Genomic DNA, 24782 nt, shown 5'->3' on the forward strand with positions numbered 1-24782 from the left:
CTTCCTCTTATTCTCTATTATCAATGCTTGTTAAAATTTCTATCTGCTCCTGCAGAAAGTCATCCTTGGGATAGCGCTCCAAAATCTGATCAAAAATCTGACTGCGAACAATGTAGTCCGAGTACATGTGCAATTTCATCTCATAATCTTCCAGAATCTTTTCTGTCCGCTTGATATTATCATAGACAGCCTGACGACTGACACCAAATTCCTCGGCAATCTCAGCAAGGCTATAGTCATCAGCGTAGTAGAGCTCTATATAATTCATTTGCTTGTCTGTCAAAAGCGCCGCATAAAATTCAAAGAGCGCATTCATACGATTGGTTTTTTCAATTTCCATAACTTTTATTATACCAAAAATTAGCCTAATCTACCACATTAGCAGGCTAATCCGAGAAGATAGCCAGGTAAATTTGAAAAAGACATGAGCCTAGCCCCAAGTAATTTCCAATTGATAGCTAGCAAAGGGATGTCCTTCTTGATTTTGTAGTTGATAATCTAGTTCAATCTTTTGCCCATCAACTTGATAATGGCTCGTTTGGATGATAAACTCCTGCATGCCCATAGGTGTCGGAATATAGGCTAAACTATCACTATCCTTTAGAAAACGCATATTGGTCTTGGGATTGGAAAAACGGCTCATCACCAGTTCTTGATCATGAAATTTAATAACTACTTTTTCCTCTTCCTCATTATAGAAAAGCAGGTATCTATAATCTCCTTTTTCATGCACTTCCACGTCATAAAGCTGGTCAATCACTTCCAACTGCTCATCAAACTGAATCGTATTTCGTATTCGAATCTTCACATCAGGTCCTCTTTCTTCTCTCTTGTCCTACTATTTTACCAAAAACTCTGGCTTTTTGCTATAATGGTCATATGAACGAAAAAGTATTCCGTGACCCAGTTCACAACTACATCCATGTAAATAACCAGGTCATCTATGACTTGATCAATACAAAAGAATTTCAGCGTTTACGTCGTATCAAGCAACTGGGAACTTCCAGTTATACCTTCCACGGTGGGGAGCACAGCCGCTTCTCCCACTGTCTAGGAGTCTATGAAATTGCACGACGCATCACAGAGATTTTTGAAGAAAAATATCCAGACGAATGGGAACCTGCCGAGTCTCTCTTGACCATGACCGCTGCTCTCCTACATGACCTTGGGCATGGTGCCTACTCCCATACTTTTGAACATCTCTTTGATACAAATCATGAGGTCATTACTCAGGATATTATCCAAAGTCCTGAGACAGAGATTCACCAAGTCTTGCTACAAGTATCGCCAGACTTTCCAGAAAAGGCGGCTAGTATCATTAACCATACCTATCCTAACAAGCAGGTCGTGCAACTCATTTCTAGTCAGATTGATGCAGACCGCATGGACTATCTCTTGCGCGATTCCTATTTTACTGGAGCATCCTATGGAGAATTTGACCTGACTCGCATCCTCCGAGTCATTCGCCCTGTCGAAAATGGTATCGCCTTTCAGCGTAATGGCATGCACGCCATCGAAGACTACGTCCTCAGTCGCTACCAGATGTATATGCAGGTCTATTTCCACCCAGCAACACGTGCCATGGAAGTTCTCCTACAGAATCTCCTCAAACGCGCCAAGGAACTCTACCCTGAGGATAAGGACTTCTTTGCACGAACATCTCCACATCTCCTGCCTTTCTTTGAAAAAAATGTGACCTTGTCTGATTATCTGGCTCTGGATGATGGTGTGATGAATACCTACTTCCAACTCTGGATGACCAGTCCTGACAAGATTCTTGCAGACCTGTCGCAACGGTTTGTCAACCGCAAGGTCTTTAAATCCATTACCTTTTCACAAGAAGATCAAGACCAACTAGCTAACATGAGAAAATTGGTTGAGGACATCGGCTTTGATCCCGACTACTATACTGCCATTCATAAGAACTTTGACCTTCCTTATGATATCTATCGTCCCGAATCTGAAAATCCACGGACACAGATTGAGATTTTACAAAAAAATGGAGAACTGGCCGAACTCTCTAGCCTGTCTCCTATCGTCCAATCCCTTGCTGGCAGTCGCCACGGAGATAATCGCTTTTATTTTCCAAAAGAAATGTTGGACCAAAATAGCATCTTCGCAAGTATTACCCAGCAATTTTTACACTTGATTGAGAACGATCATTTTACCCCAAATAAAAACTAGAAGAGGAAATTTATGAGTATTAAACTAATTGCCGTTGATATTGACGGAACCCTAGTCAATAGCCAAAAGGAGATTACTCCTGAGGTCTTTTCTGCCATCCAAGATGCCAAAGAAGCTGGTGTCAAAGTCGTGATTGCAACTGGCCGCCCTATCGCTGGTGTTGCCAAACTTCTGGATGATTTGCAGTTGAGAGACGAGGGTGACTATGTGGTGACCTTCAACGGTGCCCTTGTCCAAGAAACTGCTACAGGTCATGAGATTATCAGTGAATCCTTGACCTATGAGGATTATCTGGATATGGAATTTCTCAGTCGCAAGCTCGGTGTCCACATGCACGCCATTACCAAGGATGGAATCTACACTGCCAATCGTAATATCGGAAAATATACAGTGCACGAATCAACCCTCGTCAGCATGCCAATTTTCTACCGTACACCTGAAGAAATGTCTGGCAAGGAAATCGTCAAATGTATGTTTATTGATGAGCCAGAAATTCTGGATGCTGCGATTGAAAAAATACCTGCAGAATTTTACGAACGCTACTCCATCAACAAATCCGCTCCTTTCTACCTCGAACTCCTTAAAAAGAATGTGGACAAGGGTTCAGCTATTACTCACCTAGCTGAAAAACTCGGATTGACCAAAGACGAAACCATGGCTATCGGCGACGAAGAAAATGACCGCGCCATGCTGGAAGTCGTTGGTAACCCAGTTGTCATGGAAAATGGAAATCCAGAAATCAAAAAAATCGCCAAATACATCACTAAATCTAATGATGAATCTGGCGTTGCCCATGCCATCCGTACATGGGTACTGTAAAATAATTTGAATATAGAAAAAGCACTCCAGAAGTTAGAGATACTGTACTGACCCCAAAAGTTAGACAGAAAAAATCTTACTTTTGGGGTGCAGTTTAAAATTCAGTATTTTTGGTTTCTAGTTCTATCCCCTCAATAATTATTAAATCTGAATTAGATAGTACATTATGTAAAACCTTTTTCAATTTTTTATTTTACTACGAATTAATATTATTTTTTCTAATGATAATTAACCCACTAATCTTCCTTTATAAATATTGCAGTTCTTTTCTTAGTTAGCTTTTTTTCATAACTCTTTATAAGAATAACCAATAAACTACTTAGTAATCCCAAAATAACTAGACTTAATCTCGGGTTTAAAAGCCAATTAAAATAAGCAGCCAGTATCCCTCCAAAAGGAGCAAAAATGGTAGCTATTACAAAAGAACTAGAAAGTATCTTTCCAATATTATACTCAGTACTTTCTTGTTGCTGTATTGTTGTAATCGAGACAGAAGCTATTGTAATTAGTCCACTCAAAATTGAGTAACAAATTCCAAAAAATATCCAATTTTCTACTATTCCGCTTGCCATAATGACAAGTGGGATAGTTGCCATTGATATATTCATTAAGATAAAGGTATCCTTCTTATTCAGAAAAGTAGAATGCTATCAAACTACCAAATCCAGTAATTGAGTATACAATTCCAACAAGACTATTTGATAATTTTAATTACGTCCATTTTTTTCTCTCATTAATTGGACATAGCCCTTTGTTTCTATTTTTGAATTTAAAAACGAGAACTCTCCGCACATTTTATCATAAAAATTACTATAATCTTCTTTTGAAAAATCTCCTAAAATCTCTATCTCAAGATAAAACCCAAGACCATCAATCTTATCTAGATTAATCGTTTTATTTTCTAATGCATCATGATAAGTCTTTCTATATTTACTTATTGTAAAAATATTTGAAAAACCATCTTGCAAGATATTCCTTACAAATTCTAATTTTTCAGATTCTAACTCTATTTCACTTTCACTCCACATTCCTTGTTTTATCGTATCTTTTCTTGTGAAAATACTTGCTCTATTATCATCTTCTTGGCGAATTCTGTAGATAAAGCTACCTACCTCATCATTTTCAAATTCTCTTCCTTTTGTTTTAAAATATTCATCAACTTGCTTATTTTCACACTTAAATTTATAAGATTTTTCTAAATATGAAATAGCATTATTATAATCCCTCTCATCGTTAAGTTCAAATCTAACTTCTAATTCATTCATTAATTTTACCTCTCAATTCTTCAAAGCCTGAAGTCTCTATACATTCACTCAGTCTATAGTAAGTTTCTGGAGATGTTTTATGGACACAAAGCCTGATATTTTCTTGCACTCATTTTAGCACTTCAATATAATACTGTCAACATTTTTGATAATATTTTTTTATTTATTTTTATTAGATACTTATTTGTATTTTTGGGTTCAAAAAAACGATGCTTAATTGAACATCGTCTTTACTATTCTGTTATATCTGCAATGTAATGCTCAATTTTAAGAGCCATTGACATATTTCCCTCAAGCTTATATAGAAAATAAGCCGTTTCAAAGTACTCTTTTACTGCAACTTTAGAAGAAAAATTCTTACTGACATTTCCCATCAATAAATACAAATCAGCCAAAAGATATGTTGTTCTATACGTCTTACATTGCTTTATCGTATCTGTGATTTTTGTAATAGCTTCTTCAGTATTATTCTGCAACCATAGGTAGCGACAAACATTATAATTAAATTTAATAGAAAGGTTTAATTCTTCAATTGTGTTTAACTTGAGTTGATTTACTTGATACTCTAACTTTTCTCGAATTTCATTAAAACTTTCTAAATCTTCAATATCATAATAAAAATTAAATAGAGTATTTGCAACTTGAAGGTAGGTCAAGTCAATTACACTTAACTGAGACAGTACCTTCTCCAATCTTACTACAGCCTCCTCTTTTTGCCCATAGAAATAAAAATCTATAAGGGATTTTATCCACTCCATATAAAATTTATTTACTAGAGACAAGTGATGTACCTTTACACTCTCTAATTCATATATATATTTCAAAGACTCATAATTTCGATTTGTGATAAATGTCTGGGCTAACTTTTTAAACTCTGATAACTCATCAATCTCTTCTACAATCTGCTCATTAAAAAAATAATCTATACTAACTTTTAACTTCTTCGACAGAGCATATAAAAAGTCTGCTCCTGGAGTAAATTCTCCATTCTCTAATCGACTAATCTGTCCCTGTTTACATATCCCCTCAGCCAATTCTCGCTGAGACATTTTTAATTCTTTTCGTCTATTTTTTAATCTTGTTGCTAAAAGTGTGCCCACGTTTGCATTTTCCTTTTCTATTTGACTTCAATTTCAATTGTAACACGATTAAATTTTAAATACAAATTATATATAAACAATGACTAGATAAGTTATTTTTGAAAACCATCCCTTCTTCTTTTGAAATTTTCTTACTCAAACGATTGATAAACGTATTCACTTGAAATGGATTAGATATTAGACTATCATGTTTAAATTTTGTTATTAATATATTTAACAGACCACAAATAGTCTTTTACAACATATCAAATTCAGGGAAACAATATCGATTTTCCCCATTTTTTAGGCTCTCTATTTCATAACAATCAATTCATTTTGTCACATACCTTAGCCCGAAAAATCCACACCAAATCTTTTTGAAAGCTGTTTAAAGCTTTGTACTTACTTTCTGAGTTCATAGATCTGAACCTTAACCTCATTTGTCCAATTCCATAATAAAAATAAGGACATTCTAACAAAGGAAGTCCTTATTTTTCCTATTTAATTGGTCAAAATTATTTTATCCTTTTACTAACATTCATTCTCTTACTAAATCATACTCTTTATCAATAACCCTCTTTTAGAGTATGTCCGTAAGTTTGAATAATTTGTCGTATATCTTTATGACTTAGTAATCTTGAAACAGCCCATATATCAACACCTTTTGATAATAAATATGAAGCGTAAATATGCCTTCCTGCTGTTGCTATCATGGTTTGACTACCTATCCCAAGTTCGGATAAAATACTTTCAAATATTTATTCAATCCATAATTTGTAGAAAGTTTATACCTTCTATCACAAAAGACCAAATCATATTTCTTTAATTCTTCCCGATTATAAAGAACCTTATCTTGTTCCTCTTTCAATTCATCCAATACAGATATTAAATCTTCATCAATAAGAATTTCTCTTATGGAAGTATTCGTTTTTTAAGGAACAAAATTTGTCGATTTCTAGCAAATCTTCCATACGTTTTTATAGTTTATCTTTCTTTTCTATTTTATAATTCACCTTCTAATTCTCTTATAATCGAATATAAAGATTCTTTCGTTTTGGGAACAAATTCCTTCAATATACCCTCTATAATTTTAAAATTTAAGTTGGAATAATTATGATAAATAAAATTTCTAAAACCTTTTATCTGAATCCAGTTTATCCTATCTGAATACTTCCGTTTTACTTCCTCTGATAATTTGCCTAACGATAACTGTTCTCCTACTTATCCTAAATTCATAGCGATAGAATCAACTACCATATCATCATCTAAAGGTAAATTATATCTTCTTGCTTTATCCAAAACAGCAACAGCCTTATCAAGATATAAAACCATATCCTTCAAATATGCTATATCAGTTTCAAGAGATTGACTTCTCATAAATAACCTCTCTATCATTCAAAAAATTTTTCTTGACTAACTTCCCAATATTCGTTTTGGGAGAAAGTAAATCACTAACCAATAGAATATCTATATTACCATCAAAAATAGTTAAAAGCCTACCATATACATCAAAATATATCGAATCATCCTCTAACTCCAAAGCAATATCAACATCACTCTTTTCATCAGCTTCACCTCTAGCATAAGATCCGAATAGATATATTTTAGACAAATCATACTGTTTAGCAATAGGAACAATTTTTTCCTTTATCTGATCTATTGTATAAACCATAGCTTCTATCCTTTTTTATGTTGTCAATACATTACAATCATATCCCTATTAAATAAAGGCTTTAAATTTAAACTTGTAACTTCTTCTCTAATGCTTGTGCCAAAACTTCTGAATAGTTAATCTTTTCTCGATCAGCAAGACGAACTAGCCATTCAGGAACGGTCACATTCTTTCTAATCGCCTTGTTACTTCTCACAAAAGGCGCAGGATCAACTTGAATCATTGATACAAAACCATCTGAAACTTCAATCTTTAAAATATCACTTGGAGTAGGCAACGCCATCCCTTCATCGATATAAGAAGCTAAAACATTTTCAAGCATTTCTCGAGCATTTTTCATCGCTTCTTCGATATTTTTTCCTTCTGTACCACCACCAAATTCTGGAAATTCTACCCAATATCCTGTTCCTTCTTTATGAAAAATAGCTGGATACGTTTTTAACATTCTACTACCTCCAACATTCTACTACCTCTGATATAAAAAGACTTAGGACAGTAAAAATTACAATCCTAAATCTTTGAGAATCTTTCTCTCCAATCCCTTTCCCAAATCTTCATTTCCATGAACTGGAATCGTGACAAGATAAGAAAAACCCTCTTTCTTAAAATGATGATGACTTCCTCTTTGACGAACTTCAACCCATCCATTCTCAAGAGCTAGTTTCACCATTTCTTTACCTGTAAGTGGCATATATTATTGTTACCTCCTTACACTTACTATTATACGCATTATGTGTATTAATGTCAAATTAAAACAAACCACTTTTTTTCTCAATAACTACAAAATAAAATAGACCAGCTTCCTGATCTACTTTATTCTATATTCATTGACTTTTGGTCAAATTTTGGTCACACTTTGGTCAAAGATTCCAAAAATACTAACCTATTTTAAAAAACTAAATTGTGATGATTGCCCATAAACAAACACTTTGAATATTCTTTATGCTTCTTTACGCTTCCAAAAATGCCCCCTGCCGGAATCGAACCAGCAACTACTCCTTAGGAGGGAGTTGTTATATCCATTGAACTAAGGGAGCTAGATAAAAACTCTGCTGAAAAGCAGAGTTTTTTAGTCGAATTAACGACGGATTTCTTTGATACGAGCTGCTTTACCTTGAAGAGCACGCAAGTAATACAATTTCGCACGACGTACTTTACCGTAACGAACAACTTCGATTTTTTCAACACGTGGAGTGTGGATTGGGAAGATACGCTCAACACCTACACCGTTAGAGATTTTACGAACTGTGTAGTTTTCTGAGATACCAGCACCTTTACGTGCGATAACAACACCTTCAAAAATCTGGATACGTTCACGGTTACCTTCGACAACTTTCGCGTGTACACGAACAGTGTCACCAGGACGGAATGATGGGATATCTGTACGAAGTTGACCTTCAGTCAAGCTTTGGATTAATGGATTCATTTTATTCTCCTATCTTTGTCAATCTTGAGGAACCTTCCTCAGCGGATAAACTGTATTTTTGTGCGTCCATTACACACAAGATACAGTTTACCAAATTTCCACAAAAAAGTAAAGAAATTTATAGCAGAATTCCTAAAAAAATCGCAACTAAACCACCTAGGTAGGTCAAAGTAATGTACGAATAAAAGACCTTCTTATCGCTTAGCAACCTTTGAAGTTCGTCATTCAAGGTCGAAAAAGTTGTCAAACCACCACAAAATCCTGTTGCTAGAATAGCATAGACTTCCTTAGACTCCACATGATTGTAGAATAATCCAATCAAAAAACAACCTAGAAGATTGGCTATGAGCGTTCCGAGGGGCAATTTAGAAGCTTGATTATAGCGGGAAAATAAATACCGTACTATGGCTCCCAAGCCACAAGCAATTGCAAGATAAACGATTACCATTTCTTCCTCCCCAAATAGTAAGCTAAAAGCAGGCCTCCACCGATGCTCAAAAGCAAGTACATGACCAAACTAAGATAACGCCCTGTGTCCAGTAGTTTTACAGCATCAATCATGAGACTGGAAAAGGTTGTCAAACCTCCACAAAAGCCCGTCCCTAGTGCTAAAATAACTCCCTTACTGGTTCCCTTATAGACCAAATAGCCTTTTACCAGATAAACCAAGCAGAAAATGCCTAGATAGTTAACAAGAAGGGTGCCCAAGGGGAAATCTGGGCTGACTGGCAACCAAGTAGAAACCAGGTAGCGGACAAGTCCACCCACCATGGCAGCTAGAAAAATCCCTAGCGGATAAAATTGTTCTTTTTTCATTTGATGTTTTGGTCCTGATAATCACGCGAACGTTTGAGTATGTCCGAAAAAGTCGCGACAATAGTCTCCTGATAACGCTTGTCCTCTACACGATTTCTGACCTTTTCAAAAATAACTGCTTCTCTCTTGGTATCTAAAATCGGTTTACCTGATGCTTTCTTATAAGTAACTACACCCTCAACCAAATGCATTCTTTCTTCTAACAGTTTAACAATTTGGTTGTCGATTTGATCAATCTCTTGCCGAATACTCTCTAAATCCATACAATCCCCTCCTTTATTTGAATTATTGTATCAAAAAGTCACCAAATAGGCTAGTAAAATCCCAAGTCACGGTAAGAAAAATGCACTGATTGATTGCATCAGCGCACGTTTATGCTTATCCTACTTTAGCAGCCAATTCTTCTGCGAATTGTTCCAAGCGTTCAATGTCTTCTTCCTCAGCAGAAAGATCAACTTTGACACACTCTGATCCTTTTTCTGCTCCTGTTGACACAAAAACACGGTCAAAGTCATCAACAGCCTTACAGAATTCATCGTAGAAGGTATCACCTGAGCCGACCACTCCGTAGATTTTACCATTCAAGTTAAGATCTGCTAGGTCTTCGTAGAAGTCCATCATCTCATCTGGCAATTCTCCATCACCATAAGTATAGGTCGCAACAATAGCGATGTCTGCTTCCAAGAAGTCTGAAGCGTCAACAGTTGTACATTCATCAACATCGACATCTAAGCCCAAGTCACGTAATTTGTCTGCTACAATATCTGCAATTTCTTCGGTATTACCGGTCATACTGGCAAATACAATTTTTGCTAATGCCATATCGTCCTCCTCAATTTATCTTTCTCCATTATATCACATCTTTTTCATTTTAAAAATAAAAATTCTTGTGCTACAATGAAATGAGAAAGAATTGAGGTTATTTATGGAAATTTGCCATCAAATTTTAGAAAAAATCAAAGAATACGACACGATTATCATTCATCGTCATATGAAACCAGACCCTGATGCCTTGGGAAGTCAAGTGGGCCTGAAAGCCTTGCTGGAATATCATTTCCCTGAAAAAACCATCAAAGCTGTAGGTTATGATGAACCAACTCTTACTTGGATTGCTGAAATGGATCTTGTTGAAGATAGTGCCTACCAAGGTGCACTTGTCATCGTCTGTGATACGGCGAATACTGCTCGTATTGATGATAAACGCTATCGTCAAGGTGATTTTCTCATTAAGATTGACCACCATCCAAATGATGATGTATATGGTGACCTATCATGGGTGGATACTAGTTCAAGCAGTGCTAGCGAGATGATTACCCTATTTGCCCAAACAACTCAACTGTCCTTGTCAGATCAAGCTGCTGAGTTGCTTTTTGCTGGTATTGTTGGTGATACAGGTCGCTTCCTTTATCCTTCTACGACTGCACGAACTCTTCGCCTGGCTGCTTATTTGAGAGAACATAACTTTGACTTTGCGGCTCTCACTCGCAAAATGGACACTATGAGCTACAAAATTGCTAAACTTCAAGGCTACATCTATGACCATCTGGAAGTGGATGAAAATGGTGCAGCTCGTGTTATCCTGAGTCAGAAAATCTTAAAACAATTCAATGTTACTGATGCTGAAACTGCAGCTATTGTCGGTGCACCTGGACGTATTGACAGTGTGAGTCTCTGGGGAATTTTTGTGGAACAGGCTGATGGCCACTACCGTGTTCGCTTACGCAGTAAAGTTCATCCTATCAATGAAATTGCCAAGGAACATGATGGTGGTGGCCACCCTCTAGCAAGCGGTGCTAATTCCTATAACCTAGAGGAAAACGAAATCATCTACCAAAAGTTAAAAAACTTGCTTAAAAACTGATAAAATACTTGCCAAACTTTTCAGAATCTGATAGACTAGTATGGTAACAATCTATGGCTCGCAAAGAGACCATGGCAGAAAGGAAATATTGCAAAATGAAAAAAGATATCCATCCAGAATATCGCCCAGTCGTCTTCATGGACACAACTACTGGTTACCAATTCCTTAGCGGTTCAACAAAACGCTCTAACGAAACAGTTGAGTTCGAAGGTGAAACTTACCCATTGATCCGTGTGGAAATTTCATCAGACTCACACCCATTCTACACTGGACGTCAAAAGTTCACTCAAGCAGATGGACGCGTGGATCGTTTCAACAAAAAATACGGTCTCAAATAATGATAAAAAGAACAGTTTTGGCTGTTCTTTTTTCTTTCTTCAAATCAACTGCTGTTTTTATGTTCCAAACTCGTACTCTTAGAAAATCTCTTTGGTAATTTAATGTTAGGGGATTTATACTAACAATAGACTTTTAACCCCAAAATTGATAAAATAGGAAAGAAAATAAGATAAAAGGAAACTGTAAATCACCATGATGAACATGCAAAACATGATGCGTCAAGCACAAAAACTTCAAAAACAGATGGAACAAAGCCAAGCTGAACTTGCTGCTATGCAATTTGTTGGCAAATCTGCTCAAAATCTTGTCCAAGCGACCTTAACTGGCGATAAGAAAGTTGTCAGCATTGACTTTAATCCAGCTGTCGTTGACCCAGAAGATCTTGAAACTCTTTCTGATATGACTGTTCAGGCCGTCAACTCTGCTCTTGAACAAATCGATGAAACGACTAAGAAAAAATTAGGTGCTTTCGCTGGGAAATTGCCATTCTAAGCATAAGAAAAACAAGCATTCGAGAGAATGCTTGCCTATCGTGAGAGGAACAACTGTTCCTCTTTTTTTTTACTAAAAATTAAAGAATTCCATGGCCTGTTTGAAAAGCAATTCAGTATACTCTGGGTCTTCTTGCGCAATGGTAACCTGGTCTTGAATCATTTCCAAGTCATCCGTTATCATGCCATCAGCTCCCAAATGAACTGATTTATCAAAGGACTCTGAACTATTGATGGTCCAAACGTACAATTTCTGATCCGTATTCCAAAGCTTGTTGACAAAATTTTCATCTAAAGTTGAATACTCCATAGTGTAACCTGTAGCCTTGGTTCTTGGAAAAATACTATTATAAGGTAGGATGAAAAAGACTGGAATTTGTGAGTCGTAGGCTAGCACCTGATCAATCACATGGTAGTCCAAGGATTGCATTTGGTGCCCATTCTGCTTAAGAACCGTTCCATATTTTCCCATAAATCGTTTCATCATATCTGGGCTATCTTTTCGACTGGTTTTTATCTCAATAAGGAGTTTTTGATGCAATTCATTGGCTTTATTGAGATAGTCATCAAAACTGGACACCTTGCTATGATAACCATTTTCTGAAATATCAAGTTTGGTTAATTCTTTCAAAGTGAGATCCTGTGGATTGGCATTAACTCCTGTCAGATGCTTGATATTGGCATCATGCATCATGACAAACTGGCCATCTTTTGTTTCTTGTACATCCGTCTCAACAAAATCTGGACTTAGTTGGGCTGTCTTTTCTAAAGATTGAACTGTATTCTGCACACCATTCTTATTAGATACTCCCCTGTGAGAAATGATTAAAGGTTTATGTGAAACTGGAGCTTCTAAATAAACATAACCCTCAAGAGCGAAAAAGATACAAGCACAGCCCATCACTCCCCATCTCATCCAGTGGTCTTTCTTTCTCCTTGGTGTGATTTCTAGTTCTTCTCCTGTTAAGAAGGAAACAAACTTAATGAGAAAGTAAGTCAAGGCCATATAGTGGAAATTCTTAATCAAGACAAAGTTAATCATTCCCATCACAAGAGATTCCTTATGGGTCAAACCATCCATCAGTGCCTGACTTGCCAAGATTGGGATCAATAAAAGAATGAAAAATAGGTAGGTTTTGACGACAATCCAAAGCAAGTTCCAAGTATAAAACCAGGAGTGCTTTCTTGTCTTATCTAGACTGTATCTGACAGCTTCTTTGACTGTTTTCTTTTCAAATAAAAGCTGAGGTAGGGCAAACATGAAACGCACTGAAATATAAAATAGAAGTAAAGCTAGAATAGTAACCACTATACCTACTAGCCAATACTTGTCTTCCACATAATCAACGATAAAGTCTGGAATGACAATTTTATTTAGGTAGTAAATCTTTAAAATCTTTCGAATCAATGGAAAGAGCATCATGACATAAAAGAAGATAAAGGCTATCTTTGAAAGCGTGACTTGCTTCATAAACAAGAAACTTTGGCGAAAGACCTTGCGACTGTACTCCAGCAAGGTCCTTTTTTCATGGCATAATAAATGCCGAGCACCAATAAAGAGAAGTCCTATCTGGTAATAGGCGATCAGTAAATTAACGATTACCAGAATAAATAGAGCAAGACTAACAAAGGGAGAACCCTTTATAATGGCAAAAATATTGTTGTAAGATAGAAAGAGATAACCTGTCTGACGGAGTAAAAGTCCAGCAATCCAAGAATTTGATGGTAACCAGACAAACTCAATCATCATGAAAGTCAAGAAAAATAGAAAGAGTATTTTATCTAGATTAAAGTATATCTGCTTAAAACCTAGATTTTTAGGTTTTTCGGGTTTCATAGGCACTCCTAGTCAAATAATTGAGACAAATCCAAGCCCCCAAAAGGATTGTTCGATAGGCTACTTTCTGCCCTTAACAATTCTCTAGCCTGGTCTGACTCTAGAAAGGACTCGTAAACACGCGCCGTCATCCGAGCATCCTCTAAGCTATTATGAGACTGACCTTGAAATCCAAGAAATGAGGCAACAGTTTGCAATTTAAGATTGGCAATACCATGTAAATCCGAACTCCGACGTTCAAAAGCTTCATCATACAAGTCCACCTTATACTGCTGGCTATAGTCTAAACCATGATCCGCTAAAATAGGTAGATCACTTTTAGCAGCATTGTAGCCAACCATGGGTAAAGAACCCACAAACTCTTGGAAATCTTTTATAACTTTCTCCACTGGAGGAGCATCTTTTAAGGTTTCAGCCGTAATGCCTGTCAATCCATTGATAAAACTTTTTAGAGGCACACTGGTATGAACATAGGAATCATAAGCATCAATTTCCTGACCATCTCTAAAACGCACTGCCGATACTTGAATCAAGTGTGTTTGCCCTTCATGCTGATTAAATTCTAAGTCAAAAGCAATGTAATCTTCTAATCGTTCCATTTTCTACCTCTCCTATACTGTTATTTTATACTCTTCGAAAATCTCTTCAAATCGCGTCAGCTTCGCCTTGCCGTAGATATATGTAACTGACTTCGTCAGTCTTATCTACAACCTCAAAGCAGTGCTTTGAGCAGCCTACGGCTAGCTTCCTAGTTTGCTCTTTGATTTTCATTGAGTATTAATTGAGCAACTATACTATTTAGAAACAAAAGAAGCCATCAGGTTAGCATTTAACCTAAACAGCTCCTTGATTATCCTCCAAATAAACGAGCTAAAAAGCCTTTCTTAGTTGATTGGACTTCTTCTTTTGCTTGGTCCAGCTCTAGCTTAAGATTTTCTTGATCCTTCATAGCTTGAAGAGTCAATTGTTGCTGCTGATCAAGTTGTTTATCTTTCTCAGCAATCTGACGATCCTTGATACGCATCTGCTCGTCTTTTTCTGATAACTGACGATCCTTGGCTTTTAATTGTTCATAGAGACGAAGAATTTCTGCATTCTTCTCATCAACCAGAATCTCCATCAGTTCACGCTGCTTGACATCTTCACTGACAGGCTCATCTTCAAAAATCGTTTTTTTATAGATTTCTTCTAGCTTAATCAAGCCACTTCTGGTAACGACTGTTACCCCTTTGTCATTTTTATCTGTGTCTTCTTCAGGTAATTCTTTGACACGGTTATTGATTGCTTGGCGAGATAATCCTAAGACCTCTGCAATCTCACTGACGGTCATTTCAATACTCATAATATCCTCTGAAACGTTTTCTAGCTTTTCTTTACTTAAATCTTATCATAAGCTAGAAAAACTGTCAAATTTTCGCTTAATCTAAGGCCTTCAAAAAGGCTAACAAGACTTGGGCAGAGCGACATCCAGCTTCGATAATAAACTCATCAAAAGAGATGTTTGCTTCATGGTTGGCATTATCACTCATAGCTCGGATGACTAGGACTGGGAGATTAAGGGCATGCGCTGCCTGAGCAATAGCTGCCCCCTCCATCTCAACAGCCAAAACATCTGGGAAATGAGATTTAATCGCTTCTATCTTGTCATTTCCAGCAACAAAACTATCTCCTGTAGAAATCAAACCAAGATGCCATTTTTGGTCCAATTGAGATAGACTCTCTTGGATTTTGGCAACAAAGGTTTTGTCTGATTCGAAATAAAGCGGTTGTTGCGCCATTTGTCCATAAGCATAACCAAAAGCTGTGACATCCACATCATGATAGGCTAATTTATCGGCAATCACAACATCACCAACAGCAATACCTTCTGCTACTGCCCCAGCTGATCCCGTGTTAATTAGAGCATCCACTTGGAAATGATCAGCCAAAATCGCCACACTCATAGCAGACATGACCTTACCAATTCCACTTTCTACAAGAACGACTTCATGAGAGGCAATGGTTCCTGTATGATAGGTATTCCCTAAAACAACTTGCTCCTGAGCATTGTCTAAATGCTGGACCAGATAAGCCAGTTCTTCTGGCATAGCCGCAATAATTCCTATTTTCATTTCAATTCCTTTTCCATTACAAAAGTTTCATTGCTAAGACAAGCAAAATCAAGAGAAAGATGACTGCAAATAAGATTTTATTCAACTTAGAATTGAAGACATTTCTCTTGGTATTTTCAATGCGACGGCTTTTATGAATAGACGGTTCGACCTGAATCTTCAAGGTTTCCTGACTAAAGCCATGTTCCTTAGGATTGGCATAACCAAAACGGGAAGAAGAGGTTGGTAAAATCTTGGTCTCCTCATCATCTAGCAAAGGGGGACCTGAAATTTTTTCGCCTCTATTAGCTCTTTCAATCATTTCATCCGTTAATAAAGGTTTACCCATACTGACCTCCTCTATTTTTTATGCAATTCCCAATACTGTACAGCCATAATTGTCTTGGCATCACAAATATGACCTGATTGGATTAATTCCTTTGCTTCTTCTAGACTCACTTCTAGGACTTCCAAGGTCTCATCTTCATCCTGTGGACGCGGATTTTTCACCTTTGTCAAGTCGCTCGCTAGGTATAGTTTTAACTTTTCATTACAAAAGCCAATGGCTGAGTAAAAATCGTACAAGAGTTCTAATTTGCCTGTATAGGCTGTTTCTTCCTCTAATTCACGCAGAGCTGCTGCAACAGGGTCTGTATTTTCTCCTACTTCCAGTTTCCCAGCTGGAATCTCGTAAGACACAGCCTCGATGGCTTTGCGGTACTGCTTGACCAAGATGAGTTTTTGCTCATCCGTTACTGCTAAAACACAGACAGCTCCATTGTGGAAAATCAAATCGCGTTGGGCAGTTCCCTTACCTTCTGGTAATTCAACCTGATCTTGGACCAGTTTAAATATTGGTCCTTGATAGATTTCTTTTCGGCTAAGCGTTTTTTCTTCAAATTCCATGATAGGCTCCTACTGATTCTTAGGATGATGAGGTAGGCGAGTTGCATATTCGTCTTTATTAACCTGACGTCCACGACCAATTGCAATCGCATCTGCTGGCACATCTTTAGTAATAGTTGAACCAGCTCCAACGAGGGAATTGTCACCTAACTCAACTGGCGCAATAATGGTTGAATTTGAACCAACAAAGACATTGTTACCGATGACTGTCTTGTACTTGCTTTTGCCGTCATAGTTGACTGTAATGGTTCCAGCACCAAAATTAACCTTGCTACCCACTTCACAGTTTCCGATATAAGTCAAATGACCAGCCTTAGTATTCTCGCCGATAGAAGACCCTTTCACCTCAACAAAGTTACCAATATGGACTTGGGCACCCAGACTTGAACCTGGACGAATGTGGGCATAAGGACCGACTGTCACACCGTCTGCAACACTACTTTCTTCAATCATAGAATTGGTAATGACAGCTCCTGCTCCAATAGTGCTGTCCACTACATACGTTCCATTTGTCAAAACAGTCTCAGCACCAATTTTCGTTTGCCCTTTCAAGGTAACATTGGCTTCAATTTGAACTTCAGGAGCAATCTCAACATCAATATCGATATAAGTTGCTTCTGGATTGACAAAGCTGACCCCATTGACCATGTGCTGATGATTGATACGACGACGCATAACTGACTCAGCTGTCGCAAGTGCCACACGGTCATTTACCCCAAGACTTTCATCAAAATCTTTCAAGGTATAAGCACCAACTTTTTCACCAGCTTCACGGAAAATGCCAATGACATCTGTAATATAGTATTCACCTTGAGCATTGTTGGTATTGATATTTTTCAAAGCCTCAAACAAACGCTCGTTGTCAAAGACGTAAGTTCCAGTATTGATTTCCTTGATTTGTTTTTCAAAATCTGTAGCATCCTTTTGCTCAACAATACGAAGAACCTCAGCATTGTCATTACGAACAATTCGTCCATAGCCAAATGGATTATCCGTTTCAGCAGTCAAGATAGTGGCCACATTTTTATGATTGATGTGGAAATCAATCAAGTTTTTTAAGCTTTCACCTGTGATTAAAGGAGTATCTCCTGCGATGACCAAGGTGTGACCTGACAAACCTTCCAAAATTGGCTCTGTCATCATAACTGCATGGCCAGTACCTAACTGTTCAGATTGAGTCACAAATTCTGTCTGTCCAGCCAAGACCTCTTCAACCAATTCCGCCTTGTGTCCTACAACTGTTACTGTCTTTTCAGGCTGGATAGCTCCCACACTACGGAAAACATGTTCCAGCATTGAAATACCCGCAACCTTGTGCAACACTTTTGGCAAATCAGATTTCATGCGAGTCCCTTTACCCGCTGCTAAAATAATGGCATAATTTGACATAATCTTCTCTTTTCTCTAGAAATTCCCTTTTATTATACCATATTTCAAATCATTACGCGCCCTTGAATGAAAAAATGCTCTAAAGTCCTTTCTTAACCCATTTTTGAGTGTTTTTTTTGATTTTTTCCCATTTTTAAGGTAAAATTATGAGATATGAGAAAGAAAATTAATCCGCTTATTTTATTTGGTTTTTTTGGGATTATGATTTTCATTTTAATCCTGAATCGCCCTCGTTTTGAGGAACATCCTGTAAAAACAAAGTCAAATATCGCGCAAGTAGAAACACAAGCGCTACACAATATAGATAAACCAGTAATTGATGTCTCTGGTTGGCAGCGTCCTGAGGAAATTAATTACGATACTCTGTCTCAAAACATTTCTGGAGCTATTGTTCGCGTCCATAGTGGTGCTCAAACGTCCAAAGAGAACGATGCTTCCTTTGTTAATGGGGTAGATAAGGCCTTTAAAACCCATATTACCGAGTTTCAAAAACGAAATGTACCCGTTGGGGTCTATGCCTTTGTAGCTGGAAAAAGTGTCCAAGAAATGGAAAAGGCCGCTGAAGTTTTTTATAACGCTTCATCTCCATACAGCCCTAGCTACTATTGGCTAGATGTGGAAGACAAAACCATGTCCAATATGAACGAAGGTGTTGAAGCCTTTCGAGCAAAGCTAGAATCACTGGGTGCTAAAAACATCGGAATCTACGTCGGAATCTACTTCATGGAAGAACACAGTATTGATACAGACAAGTTTACCTCTGTTTGGATTCCTTCCTATGGTTCTGACTCAGGATTTTACGAGGCAACTCCTAAGACTGATTTAGATTACGACATTCATCAGTACACTTCTAAAGGAAAAATTGCTGGCTTTGACCACGATTTAGATATCAACGTCATCTCTTCCCTAAAAAACAAAGAAGAAACCTTTAGAAAACTCTTTTTAAAACCTTAAAAGCATTTGTTTACCATTTGCTTTTTCTTTTTGTGTTTGATTATGATACAATATAGTAAGGAGTTTTTGAAATAGAAATAGTTGGAGGAAAAATATGCTCTCATGGTTAGCACGTATTATTAAAGGGATTGTCATTGCTCTTGGATTTATCCTACCGGGAATTTCTGGAGGAGTTTTAGCAGCGATCTTAGGAATTTATGAACGGATGATTGGCTTTCTGGCCCATCCCTTTAAAGATTTTAAAGAAAATGTTTTGTATTTTATACCAGTTGCCATTGGTATGCTTCTGGGAATCGGCTTATTTTCCTACCCGATTGAATACCTACTTGAAAATTATCAGGTCTTTGTCTTATGGAGCTTTGCGGGTGCCATCATTGGTACAGTTCCTAGCCTCCTCAAAGAATCGACTCGAGAATCTGACAGAGACAAGATTGATCTAGCTTGGTTCTGGACAACCTTTATCATTTCTGGATTAGGACTCTATGCCTTAAATTTCGTCGTTGGAACCTTAAGTGCAAGCTTTCTTAATTTCGTCCTAGCAGGTGCACTACTGGCTCTTGGTGTATTGGTTCCTGGTCTCAGTCCATCAAATCTACTTTTGATTTTGGGACTCTATGCTCCTATGTTGACTGGTTTTAAAATCTTTGACCTCTTGGGAACCTTCTTCCCGATTGGAATTGGTGCAGGTGCAACTCTCATCATTTTTTCAAAATTGATGGATTATGCCTTAAACAACTACCACTCACGCGTCTATCATTTTATCATCGGAATCGTTCTATCAAGCACCCTTTTGATCTTGATTCCAAATGCAGGAAACTCTGAAAGCATTCAATACACAGGCCTTTCACTTGTCGGTTATGTCATCATCGCCTTCTTCTTTGCGCTGGGAATCTGGCTTGGTATTTGGATGAGCCAATTGGAGGATAAGTATAAATAATGGCAAAAAAAGTTAAAATCAAAAAAACATTGGTGGAACAAATCCTGTCTAAAGCAGGTATCCCACATCAGGGGATTCAAATCAATGCCCTGGAAGGTGAGCTTCCTCAAGATTATGAACGAAATCAGATTTTCAAAACCTTGGCGCTTTTAGGGGATAAAACAGGACCAATCATCGGAATTGTGCCCATCACTCAACACTTGTCGGAAAAGAAACTAGCCAAAATTTCTGGCAATAAAAAAGTGAGCATGATTCCCCAAAAGGACTTGGAAAAAACAACAGGTTATATTCATGGAGCCAATAATCCTGTCGGCATTCGTCAGAAACACAATTATCCCATTTTTATCGATAAAATTGCTCTAGACTTAGATCAAATGATTGTCTCTGCTGGCGAAGTTGGTCACAGCATTATCGTCGCTCCCCAAGACTTAGCTACTTTTGTAAAGGCTGACTTTGTAGATATCTTGGAGGACAGCAAGTAATGAAACTCTACTTTGTCCGCCACGGTCGTACGGTCTGGAACCAAGAAGGACGCTTTCAAGGTGCTAGTGGAGATTCTCCCCTTCTTCCTGAATCCATTGACACCCTAAAACAACTTGGCCAGTATCTCAAGGAAATTCCTTTTGAGAAAATTTATTCAAGTGATTTACCTCGAGCGGTCAGATCTGCTGAAATTATCCAAAGTCAACTCCAGACCCCCTGTCCTTTAGAAAGTGTTCCTGACCTCCGTGAATGGCATCTTGGGAAGTTGGAAGGTTTGAAAATTGCAACCTTGGAAGCTATTTACCCGCAGCAAATCCAGGCTTTCCGTTCAAATCTTGCTATGTTTGACACTCAAATGTTCGGAGCTGAATCCCTCTATAGCACAACACAACGGACCATCCAATTTATCAAGTCACTCAAAGATAATCCAGCTGAGCGTATTCTAATTGTCGGTCACGGCGCCAATCTTACTGCTAGTCTTCGTACTCTTCTAGGTTATAAAGAGCCTCTTCTTCGTAAAGATGGCGGTCTAGCAAATGCCAGCCTAACCATTCTAGAAACCCATGATTTTGAAACATTCACTCTTGATACTTGGAATAATACCTCTTATCAATAAAGAACTTGATTTTAACGTCAAGTTCTTTTTAGTTTTGAAAGATTATCCGTGAATTTCTTGCTTATTTATGATAAAATGGGAGTATCGCAAAAAATGACTCATCGTATTCAATTTTGAGTAAAACTAGGAGGATCCCATGTCAACAGAACATATGGAAGAACTAAATGACCAGCAGATCGTTCGCCGTGAAAAAATGGCTACGCTCCGTGAACAAGGAATCGATCCTTTCGGAAAACGCTTTGAACGCACTGCAAATTCACAAGAATTAAAAGATAAATATGCCGACCTCGATAAAGAACAATTACACGATAAAAACGAAACAGCTACTATCGCAGGACGCTTGGTAACCAAACGTGGTAAAGGTAAAGTAGGTTTTGCCCACCTTCAAGACCGCGAAGGTCAAATCCAGATCTACGTTCGTAAGGATGCGGTCGGTGAAGAAAACTACGAAATCTTCAAAAAAGCAGACCTTGGTGACTTCCTTGGTGTCGAAGGTGAAGTGATGCGTACAGATATGGGAGAACTTTCTATCAAGGCAACCCACATTACACACTTGTCTAAGGCTCTTCGTCCTCTACCAGAGAAATTCCACGGTTTGACAGATGTTGAAACAATTTACCGTAAACGTTACCTTGACTTAATTTCTAACCGTGAAAGCTTTGAGCGTTTTGTCACTCGTTCAAAAATCATCTCTGAAATCCGTCGTTTCCTTGACCAAAAAGGTTTCCTTGAAGTGGAAACACCTGTTCTTCACAATGAAGCTGGTGGTGCCGCTGCCCGTCCATTTATCACTCACCACAATGCCCAAAACATTGACATGGTGCTTCGTATCGCTACTGAGCTTCACTTGAAACGCCTAATCGTTGGTGGTATGGAGCGTGTCTATGAAATTGGCCGTATCTTCCGTAACGAAGGAATGGATGCTACTCATAACCCTGAGTTTACTTCTATCGAAGTTTACCAAGCTTATGCAGACTTCCAAGACATCATGGACTTGACTGAAGGCATTATCCAACATGCTGCTAAATCAGTCAAAGGCGATGGTCCAGTCAACTATCAAGGTACTGAAATCAAGATCAACGAACCATTTAAACGTGTTCACATGGTGGATGCTATCAAAGAAATTACTGGTGTAGACTTCTGGCAAGACATGACTTTGGAAGAAGCCAAATCTATCGCTGCTGAGAAGAAAGTTCCAGTTGAGAAACATTACACTGAAGTTGGCCACATTATCAACGCCTTCTTTGAAGAGTTTGTTGAAGAAACCTTGATCCAACCAACCTTTGTCTATGGACATCCAGTAGCTGTATCTCCACTTGCTAAGAAGAATCCTGAAGACGAACGCTTTACTGACCGTTTCGAGCTCTTCATCATGACTAAGGAGTACGGTAATGCCTTTACTGAGTTGAACGATCCAATCGATCAACTTAGCCGTTTTGAAGCCCAAGCTAAAGCCAAAGAACTTGGTGACGATGAAGCGACAGGTATCGATTATGACTACATCGAGGCTCTTGAATACGGTATGCCACCTACAGGTGGTTTGGGAATCGGTATCGACCGTCTTTGCATGCTTCTCACTGACACAACAACTATCCGTGATGTATTGCTCTTCCCAACAATGAAATAATCCCTTATCCTCTGGTACTTGCCAGGGGATTTTTTCATAGCCAAAAGAAATAGACTGAAGTTTTCACCTCAGTCTATTTTTCTATTGGACTTTAGAAAGGAAGTTTTTCTTTCTTATACTCAATGAAAATCAAAGTACAAACTAGGAAGCTAACCGCAGGTTGCTCAAAACAGTGTTTTGAGGTTGTGGATAGAACTGACGAAGTCAGTAACCATACCTACGGCAAGGTGAAGCTGACGTAGTTTGAAGAGATTTTCGAAGAGTATTAGTCTTCTTTTTTCTTACGAGCTACAAGTCCGAATGCACCCAACATTCCAAGAAGTCCAAGACTAGCTAGACCAGCCTTATCTTCTGTACCAGTATTTGGTAATTCCTTCTTGTCATTAGAACTTGGTTGCTCTTGATTGATTGGATTTGTCACTTTCTTATAGTGATGTAGTGTATTTCCTTTAGCATCCGTTGTTGAATGACTAAATTCATATCCTTCCAACTCTATTGGATTGTGTTTTCCTTCTTTATCTGAAGTAATTCGGTTACCATTTTCATCAAGATATTCCGTTACAATCTGAATAGTTGAATCGCCATTTTGTGATTTAGGTGTTACTGTTACAGGAACTTCTACTGTGATAACTTTACCATTTGGTAATTCAATCGTTACCTTAACTGGATCTTTCTTACCTGGAGTTGTTAAGTCTGGAATATTTTCAACATTCGTTACCTTACCACCTTCTGGAATCGTAATTCCTTTAGTGTAATCGTCCGGTGTTAATGGTGTGGTTGTTACTGGGGTTTCGATTTCCTTAACTGGAGTTACAGTTACTGGTACATCTACTGTATAAGATTTACCGTTTGGTAATGTAATCGTTACTTTAACTGGATCTTTCTTACCTGGCGTTGTTAAGTCTGGAATATTTTCAACCTTAGTAACCTTACCACCTTCTGGAATCTTCATTCCTTTTGTATAATCGTCTTCAGTCAAAGGAGTGTTTGTTACTGGTGTTTCAATCGGTGTTGGTTTTGTTTCAACTACTTTAATAGTAGCTGGAACTTCTACTAACACTTTTCCATCTTTATCTTTTACAACTACTGTAACTGGTTTATCCCCTGGCGTTGTTCCATCATATGGAGTTGTTTGTCCTTCTGGAACTTTGTATTCGAATGTTGATCCTTCTGGATAATCACTAGGTGTGATACTATCTTCAGCTTTAGGTTTATCTTTATCTTCAGCATTTACTGGAGTTAATTGTTCTTTACCTTGAACTACTTTAATTTTCGCAGGTACTTCTACAATTGTATCTCCATCTGAATCTTTCACAACTACAGTAACATCTTTATCACCTGGTGTTGAACCATCGTAGGCTTCTGTTTTTCCTTCTGGAGTCTTGTACTCAAACGTTGAGCCTGCTGGATAATCATCTGGTGTAATGCTATCTTGTGGTTTTGGTTTCTTATCATTTTCAGCATTTACAGGGACATATTGTGTCTTAGGTTCTACTACTACAATTGTCGCTGGAATTTCTGCAATTGGTTGTCCATTCAGCTTAGCTACCACCGTTACAGGTTTCTCACCTGGTGTTGTTGTATCTACTGGAGTGTTATCTTTATATTCAAATGTTGTTCCAGTTGGGAAATCATTTGGATTAATGTTTTCTTTTGGATCTGGCTGTTTCTTAGCTGGATCTACTGGTACATATTTAGGATAGCTTTCCACTACACGTACTGTAGATGGTACTTCAACAAGTACCTTATCCCCTTGTTTCACAACAACAGTAACTTTCTTATCCCCTGGTGTAGATGTATCTACTTCTTCTTTATACTCAAATGTCGCATCATCTGGGTAATCATTCGGATCAATACTATCTTCAGGAGATGGCTGTTTCTTACCTTCATCCACTGGAACGATTTGTGGATTTCCTTGTACGACCTTCACTTTTGTTGGTACTTCTACAAGTTTATCTTCGCCATCTTTCGCAACAACAACCACATCTTTT

The 24782-nt window shown here is 37.8% G+C and carries 33 protein-coding genes, 1 tRNA gene and 1 pseudogene; 10 read left to right on the top strand and 25 right to left on the bottom strand.

Annotated elements, in window-relative coordinates; translation table 11 throughout:
* Positions 1–7: 7 nt before the first annotated feature.
* Together HMPREF0851_RS07680 and HMPREF0851_RS07685 are read right to left on the bottom strand one after the other, a co-directional pair.
* Positions 8–340 carry a putative DNA-binding protein gene (locus HMPREF0851_RS07680; protein WP_000402066.1) on the bottom strand — a complete coding sequence of 111 codons (333 nt, stop codon included), beginning with the start codon at positions 338–340 and terminating at the stop codon, positions 8–10.
* Between the two features lie 90 nt (positions 341–430).
* Positions 431–808, bottom strand: a complete 378-nt coding sequence (locus HMPREF0851_RS07685) for a DUF1934 domain-containing protein (RefSeq protein ID WP_000702214.1) — start codon at positions 806–808, stop codon at positions 431–433.
* Between the two features lie 71 nt (positions 809–879).
* Between HMPREF0851_RS07685 and HMPREF0851_RS07690 the strand changes: the two genes are divergently transcribed.
* Positions 880–2184, top strand: a complete 1305-nt coding sequence (locus HMPREF0851_RS07690) for an HD domain-containing protein (protein ID WP_001003514.1) — start codon at positions 880–882, stop codon at positions 2182–2184.
* A 12-nt stretch (positions 2185–2196) separates the two neighbouring features.
* Entirely contained in the window at positions 2197–3003 is an 807-nt protein-coding gene (gene yidA / locus HMPREF0851_RS07695; RefSeq protein WP_000023510.1) for a sugar-phosphatase, read from the top strand.
* 236 nt (positions 3004–3239) lie between these two features.
* Here the strand turns inward: yidA and HMPREF0851_RS07700 are convergent, their stop codons facing one another.
* From HMPREF0851_RS07700 to HMPREF0851_RS07760, 15 genes and pseudogenes are all read right to left on the bottom strand, one after another.
* On the bottom strand, positions 3240–3599 hold the full coding sequence (locus tag HMPREF0851_RS07700; protein ID WP_232196994.1) for a hypothetical protein: 360 nt from the start codon (positions 3597–3599) through the stop codon (positions 3240–3242).
* A 111-nt stretch (positions 3600–3710) separates the two neighbouring features.
* Positions 3711–4268, bottom strand: a complete 558-nt coding sequence (locus tag HMPREF0851_RS07705; protein WP_001003837.1) for a CYTH domain-containing protein — start codon at positions 4266–4268, stop codon at positions 3711–3713.
* A 233-nt stretch (positions 4269–4501) separates the two neighbouring features.
* Positions 4502–5368: a helix-turn-helix domain-containing protein gene (locus HMPREF0851_RS07710; RefSeq protein WP_000537002.1), complete on the bottom strand. Its 867-nt coding sequence runs from the start codon at positions 5366–5368 to the stop codon at positions 4502–4504.
* 517 nt (positions 5369–5885) lie between these two features.
* Positions 5886–6331: pseudogene (locus tag HMPREF0851_RS16690) on the bottom strand (tyrosine-type recombinase/integrase); the annotation flags it as partial.
* A gap of 18 nt (positions 6332–6349) precedes the next feature.
* A complete protein-coding gene (locus HMPREF0851_RS16440; RefSeq protein WP_414309417.1) occupies positions 6350–6505 on the bottom strand; it encodes a HepT-like ribonuclease domain-containing protein in 156 nt (51 codons plus the stop codon).
* Positions 6506–6568: 63 nt separating this feature from the next.
* Entirely contained in the window at positions 6569–6724 is a 156-nt protein-coding gene (locus HMPREF0851_RS16445) for a hypothetical protein (protein WP_232196996.1), read from the bottom strand.
* Positions 6705–7019 carry a nucleotidyltransferase family protein gene (locus HMPREF0851_RS07720; protein WP_000263128.1) on the bottom strand — a complete coding sequence of 105 codons (315 nt, stop codon included), beginning with the start codon at positions 7017–7019 and terminating at the stop codon, positions 6705–6707. Before HMPREF0851_RS07720 ends, HMPREF0851_RS16445 begins: the two co-directional genes overlap by 20 nt.
* Positions 7020–7086: 67 nt before the next feature.
* The gene (locus tag HMPREF0851_RS07725; RefSeq protein WP_000921490.1) at positions 7087–7464 is read right to left on the bottom strand and encodes a type II toxin-antitoxin system HicB family antitoxin; all 378 of its coding nucleotides are present in this window, start codon (positions 7462–7464) and stop codon (positions 7087–7089) included.
* A gap of 57 nt (positions 7465–7521) precedes the next feature.
* Positions 7522–7710 carry a type II toxin-antitoxin system HicA family toxin gene (locus HMPREF0851_RS07730; RefSeq protein ID WP_001131503.1) on the bottom strand — a complete coding sequence of 63 codons (189 nt, stop codon included), beginning with the start codon at positions 7708–7710 and terminating at the stop codon, positions 7522–7524.
* A 274-nt stretch (positions 7711–7984) separates the two neighbouring features.
* Positions 7985–8056: transfer RNA gene (locus tag HMPREF0851_RS07735), tRNA-Arg, on the bottom strand.
* Positions 8057–8097: 41 nt separating this feature from the next.
* The gene (gene rplS, locus HMPREF0851_RS07740; RefSeq protein WP_001068669.1) at positions 8098–8445 is read right to left on the bottom strand and encodes a 50S ribosomal protein L19; all 348 of its coding nucleotides are present in this window, start codon (positions 8443–8445) and stop codon (positions 8098–8100) included.
* A gap of 118 nt (positions 8446–8563) precedes the next feature.
* Positions 8564–8893 (bottom strand): fluoride efflux transporter CrcB, encoded by a 330-nt coding sequence (gene crcB / locus HMPREF0851_RS07745; protein WP_000237410.1) that lies wholly within the window; start codon positions 8891–8893, stop codon positions 8564–8566.
* Entirely contained in the window at positions 8887–9261 is a 375-nt protein-coding gene (gene crcB / locus HMPREF0851_RS07750) for a fluoride efflux transporter CrcB (protein ID WP_000712120.1), read from the bottom strand. The genes crcB (HMPREF0851_RS07745) and crcB (HMPREF0851_RS07750) overlap by 7 nt, the downstream gene beginning before the upstream one ends.
* Positions 9258–9524, bottom strand: coding sequence for a chorismate mutase (locus tag HMPREF0851_RS07755; protein ID WP_000362814.1), 267 nt, complete (start codon positions 9522–9524; stop codon positions 9258–9260). The genes crcB (HMPREF0851_RS07750) and HMPREF0851_RS07755 overlap by 4 nt, the downstream gene beginning before the upstream one ends.
* 115 nt (positions 9525–9639) lie before the next feature.
* Entirely contained in the window at positions 9640–10083 is a 444-nt protein-coding gene (locus HMPREF0851_RS07760; protein ID WP_001162128.1) for a flavodoxin, read from the bottom strand.
* Positions 10084–10186: 103 nt separating this feature from the next.
* Between HMPREF0851_RS07760 and HMPREF0851_RS07765 the strand changes: the two genes are divergently transcribed.
* The 3 genes from HMPREF0851_RS07765 (at position 10187) to HMPREF0851_RS07775 (ending at position 11953) form a co-directional block, all read left to right on the top strand.
* The gene (locus tag HMPREF0851_RS07765) at positions 10187–11122 is read left to right on the top strand and encodes a DHH family phosphoesterase (RefSeq protein WP_000401750.1); all 936 of its coding nucleotides are present in this window, start codon (positions 10187–10189) and stop codon (positions 11120–11122) included.
* Between the two features lie 95 nt (positions 11123–11217).
* A complete protein-coding gene (locus HMPREF0851_RS07770; RefSeq protein WP_000710764.1) occupies positions 11218–11460 on the top strand; it encodes a type B 50S ribosomal protein L31 in 243 nt (80 codons plus the stop codon).
* 193 nt (positions 11461–11653) lie between these two features.
* Complete coding sequence (locus tag HMPREF0851_RS07775) at positions 11654–11953, top strand: YbaB/EbfC family nucleoid-associated protein (protein ID WP_000981530.1); 300 nt, start codon at positions 11654–11656, stop codon at positions 11951–11953.
* A gap of 72 nt (positions 11954–12025) precedes the next feature.
* Here HMPREF0851_RS07775 and HMPREF0851_RS07780 read toward each other — a convergent pair whose 3' ends face one another.
* The 7 genes from HMPREF0851_RS07780 to glmU all read right to left on the bottom strand — a co-directional run bounded on the left by HMPREF0851_RS07780 (position 12026) and on the right by glmU (position 18174).
* Positions 12026–13789: a glycerophosphoryl diester phosphodiesterase membrane domain-containing protein gene (locus HMPREF0851_RS07780; protein WP_000801740.1), complete on the bottom strand. Its 1764-nt coding sequence runs from the start codon at positions 13787–13789 to the stop codon at positions 12026–12028.
* Positions 13790–13797: 8 nt separating this feature from the next.
* The gene (locus HMPREF0851_RS07785; protein WP_000440244.1) at positions 13798–14388 is read right to left on the bottom strand and encodes a 3'-5' exonuclease; all 591 of its coding nucleotides are present in this window, start codon (positions 14386–14388) and stop codon (positions 13798–13800) included.
* A gap of 251 nt (positions 14389–14639) precedes the next feature.
* Entirely contained in the window at positions 14640–15131 is a 492-nt protein-coding gene (gene rocS / locus HMPREF0851_RS07790) for a chromosome segregation protein RocS (protein ID WP_000021243.1), read from the bottom strand.
* Between the two features lie 76 nt (positions 15132–15207).
* Entirely contained in the window at positions 15208–15900 is a 693-nt protein-coding gene (locus tag HMPREF0851_RS07795) for a 5'-methylthioadenosine/adenosylhomocysteine nucleosidase (RefSeq protein WP_000689771.1), read from the bottom strand.
* A gap of 16 nt (positions 15901–15916) precedes the next feature.
* A complete protein-coding gene (gene macP / locus HMPREF0851_RS07800; protein ID WP_000517862.1) occupies positions 15917–16228 on the bottom strand; it encodes a cell wall synthase accessory phosphoprotein MacP in 312 nt (103 codons plus the stop codon).
* Between the two features lie 11 nt (positions 16229–16239).
* Entirely contained in the window at positions 16240–16785 is a 546-nt protein-coding gene (locus HMPREF0851_RS07805) for an NUDIX hydrolase (protein WP_000393817.1), read from the bottom strand.
* Between the two features lie 9 nt (positions 16786–16794).
* Positions 16795–18174 (bottom strand): bifunctional UDP-N-acetylglucosamine diphosphorylase/glucosamine-1-phosphate N-acetyltransferase GlmU, encoded by a 1380-nt coding sequence (gene glmU / locus HMPREF0851_RS07810; RefSeq protein WP_000073743.1) that lies wholly within the window; start codon positions 18172–18174, stop codon positions 16795–16797.
* A 153-nt stretch (positions 18175–18327) separates the two neighbouring features.
* Between glmU and HMPREF0851_RS07815 the strand changes: the two genes are divergently transcribed.
* The 5 genes from HMPREF0851_RS07815 to lysS all read left to right on the top strand — a co-directional run bounded on the left by HMPREF0851_RS07815 (position 18328) and on the right by lysS (position 22791).
* Positions 18328–19128, top strand: a complete 801-nt coding sequence (locus HMPREF0851_RS07815) for a glycoside hydrolase family 25 protein (protein ID WP_001227597.1) — start codon at positions 18328–18330, stop codon at positions 19126–19128.
* Between the two features lie 94 nt (positions 19129–19222).
* Positions 19223–20065 carry a DUF368 domain-containing protein gene (locus HMPREF0851_RS07820; RefSeq protein ID WP_000954102.1) on the top strand — a complete coding sequence of 281 codons (843 nt, stop codon included), beginning with the start codon at positions 19223–19225 and terminating at the stop codon, positions 20063–20065.
* The gene (locus tag HMPREF0851_RS07825) at positions 20065–20547 is read left to right on the top strand and encodes an aminoacyl-tRNA deacylase (protein ID WP_001085895.1); all 483 of its coding nucleotides are present in this window, start codon (positions 20065–20067) and stop codon (positions 20545–20547) included. Before HMPREF0851_RS07820 ends, HMPREF0851_RS07825 begins: the two co-directional genes overlap by 1 nt.
* A complete protein-coding gene (locus tag HMPREF0851_RS07830; protein WP_000780828.1) occupies positions 20547–21164 on the top strand; it encodes a histidine phosphatase family protein in 618 nt (205 codons plus the stop codon). The genes HMPREF0851_RS07825 and HMPREF0851_RS07830 overlap by 1 nt, the downstream gene beginning before the upstream one ends.
* Positions 21165–21300: 136 nt before the next feature.
* Entirely contained in the window at positions 21301–22791 is a 1491-nt protein-coding gene (lysS, locus tag HMPREF0851_RS07835; RefSeq protein WP_000102472.1) for a lysine--tRNA ligase, read from the top strand.
* A 265-nt stretch (positions 22792–23056) separates the two neighbouring features.
* Here the strand turns inward: lysS and HMPREF0851_RS07840 are convergent.
* Positions 23057–24782: Rib/alpha-like domain-containing protein (locus HMPREF0851_RS07840; protein WP_009014229.1), on the bottom strand; the 1726-nt coding region annotated here is incomplete at its 5' end.

The sequence above is a fragment of the Streptococcus sp. M334 genome (genome assembly GCF_000187745.1).
Classification (GTDB): domain Bacteria; phylum Bacillota; class Bacilli; order Lactobacillales; family Streptococcaceae; genus Streptococcus.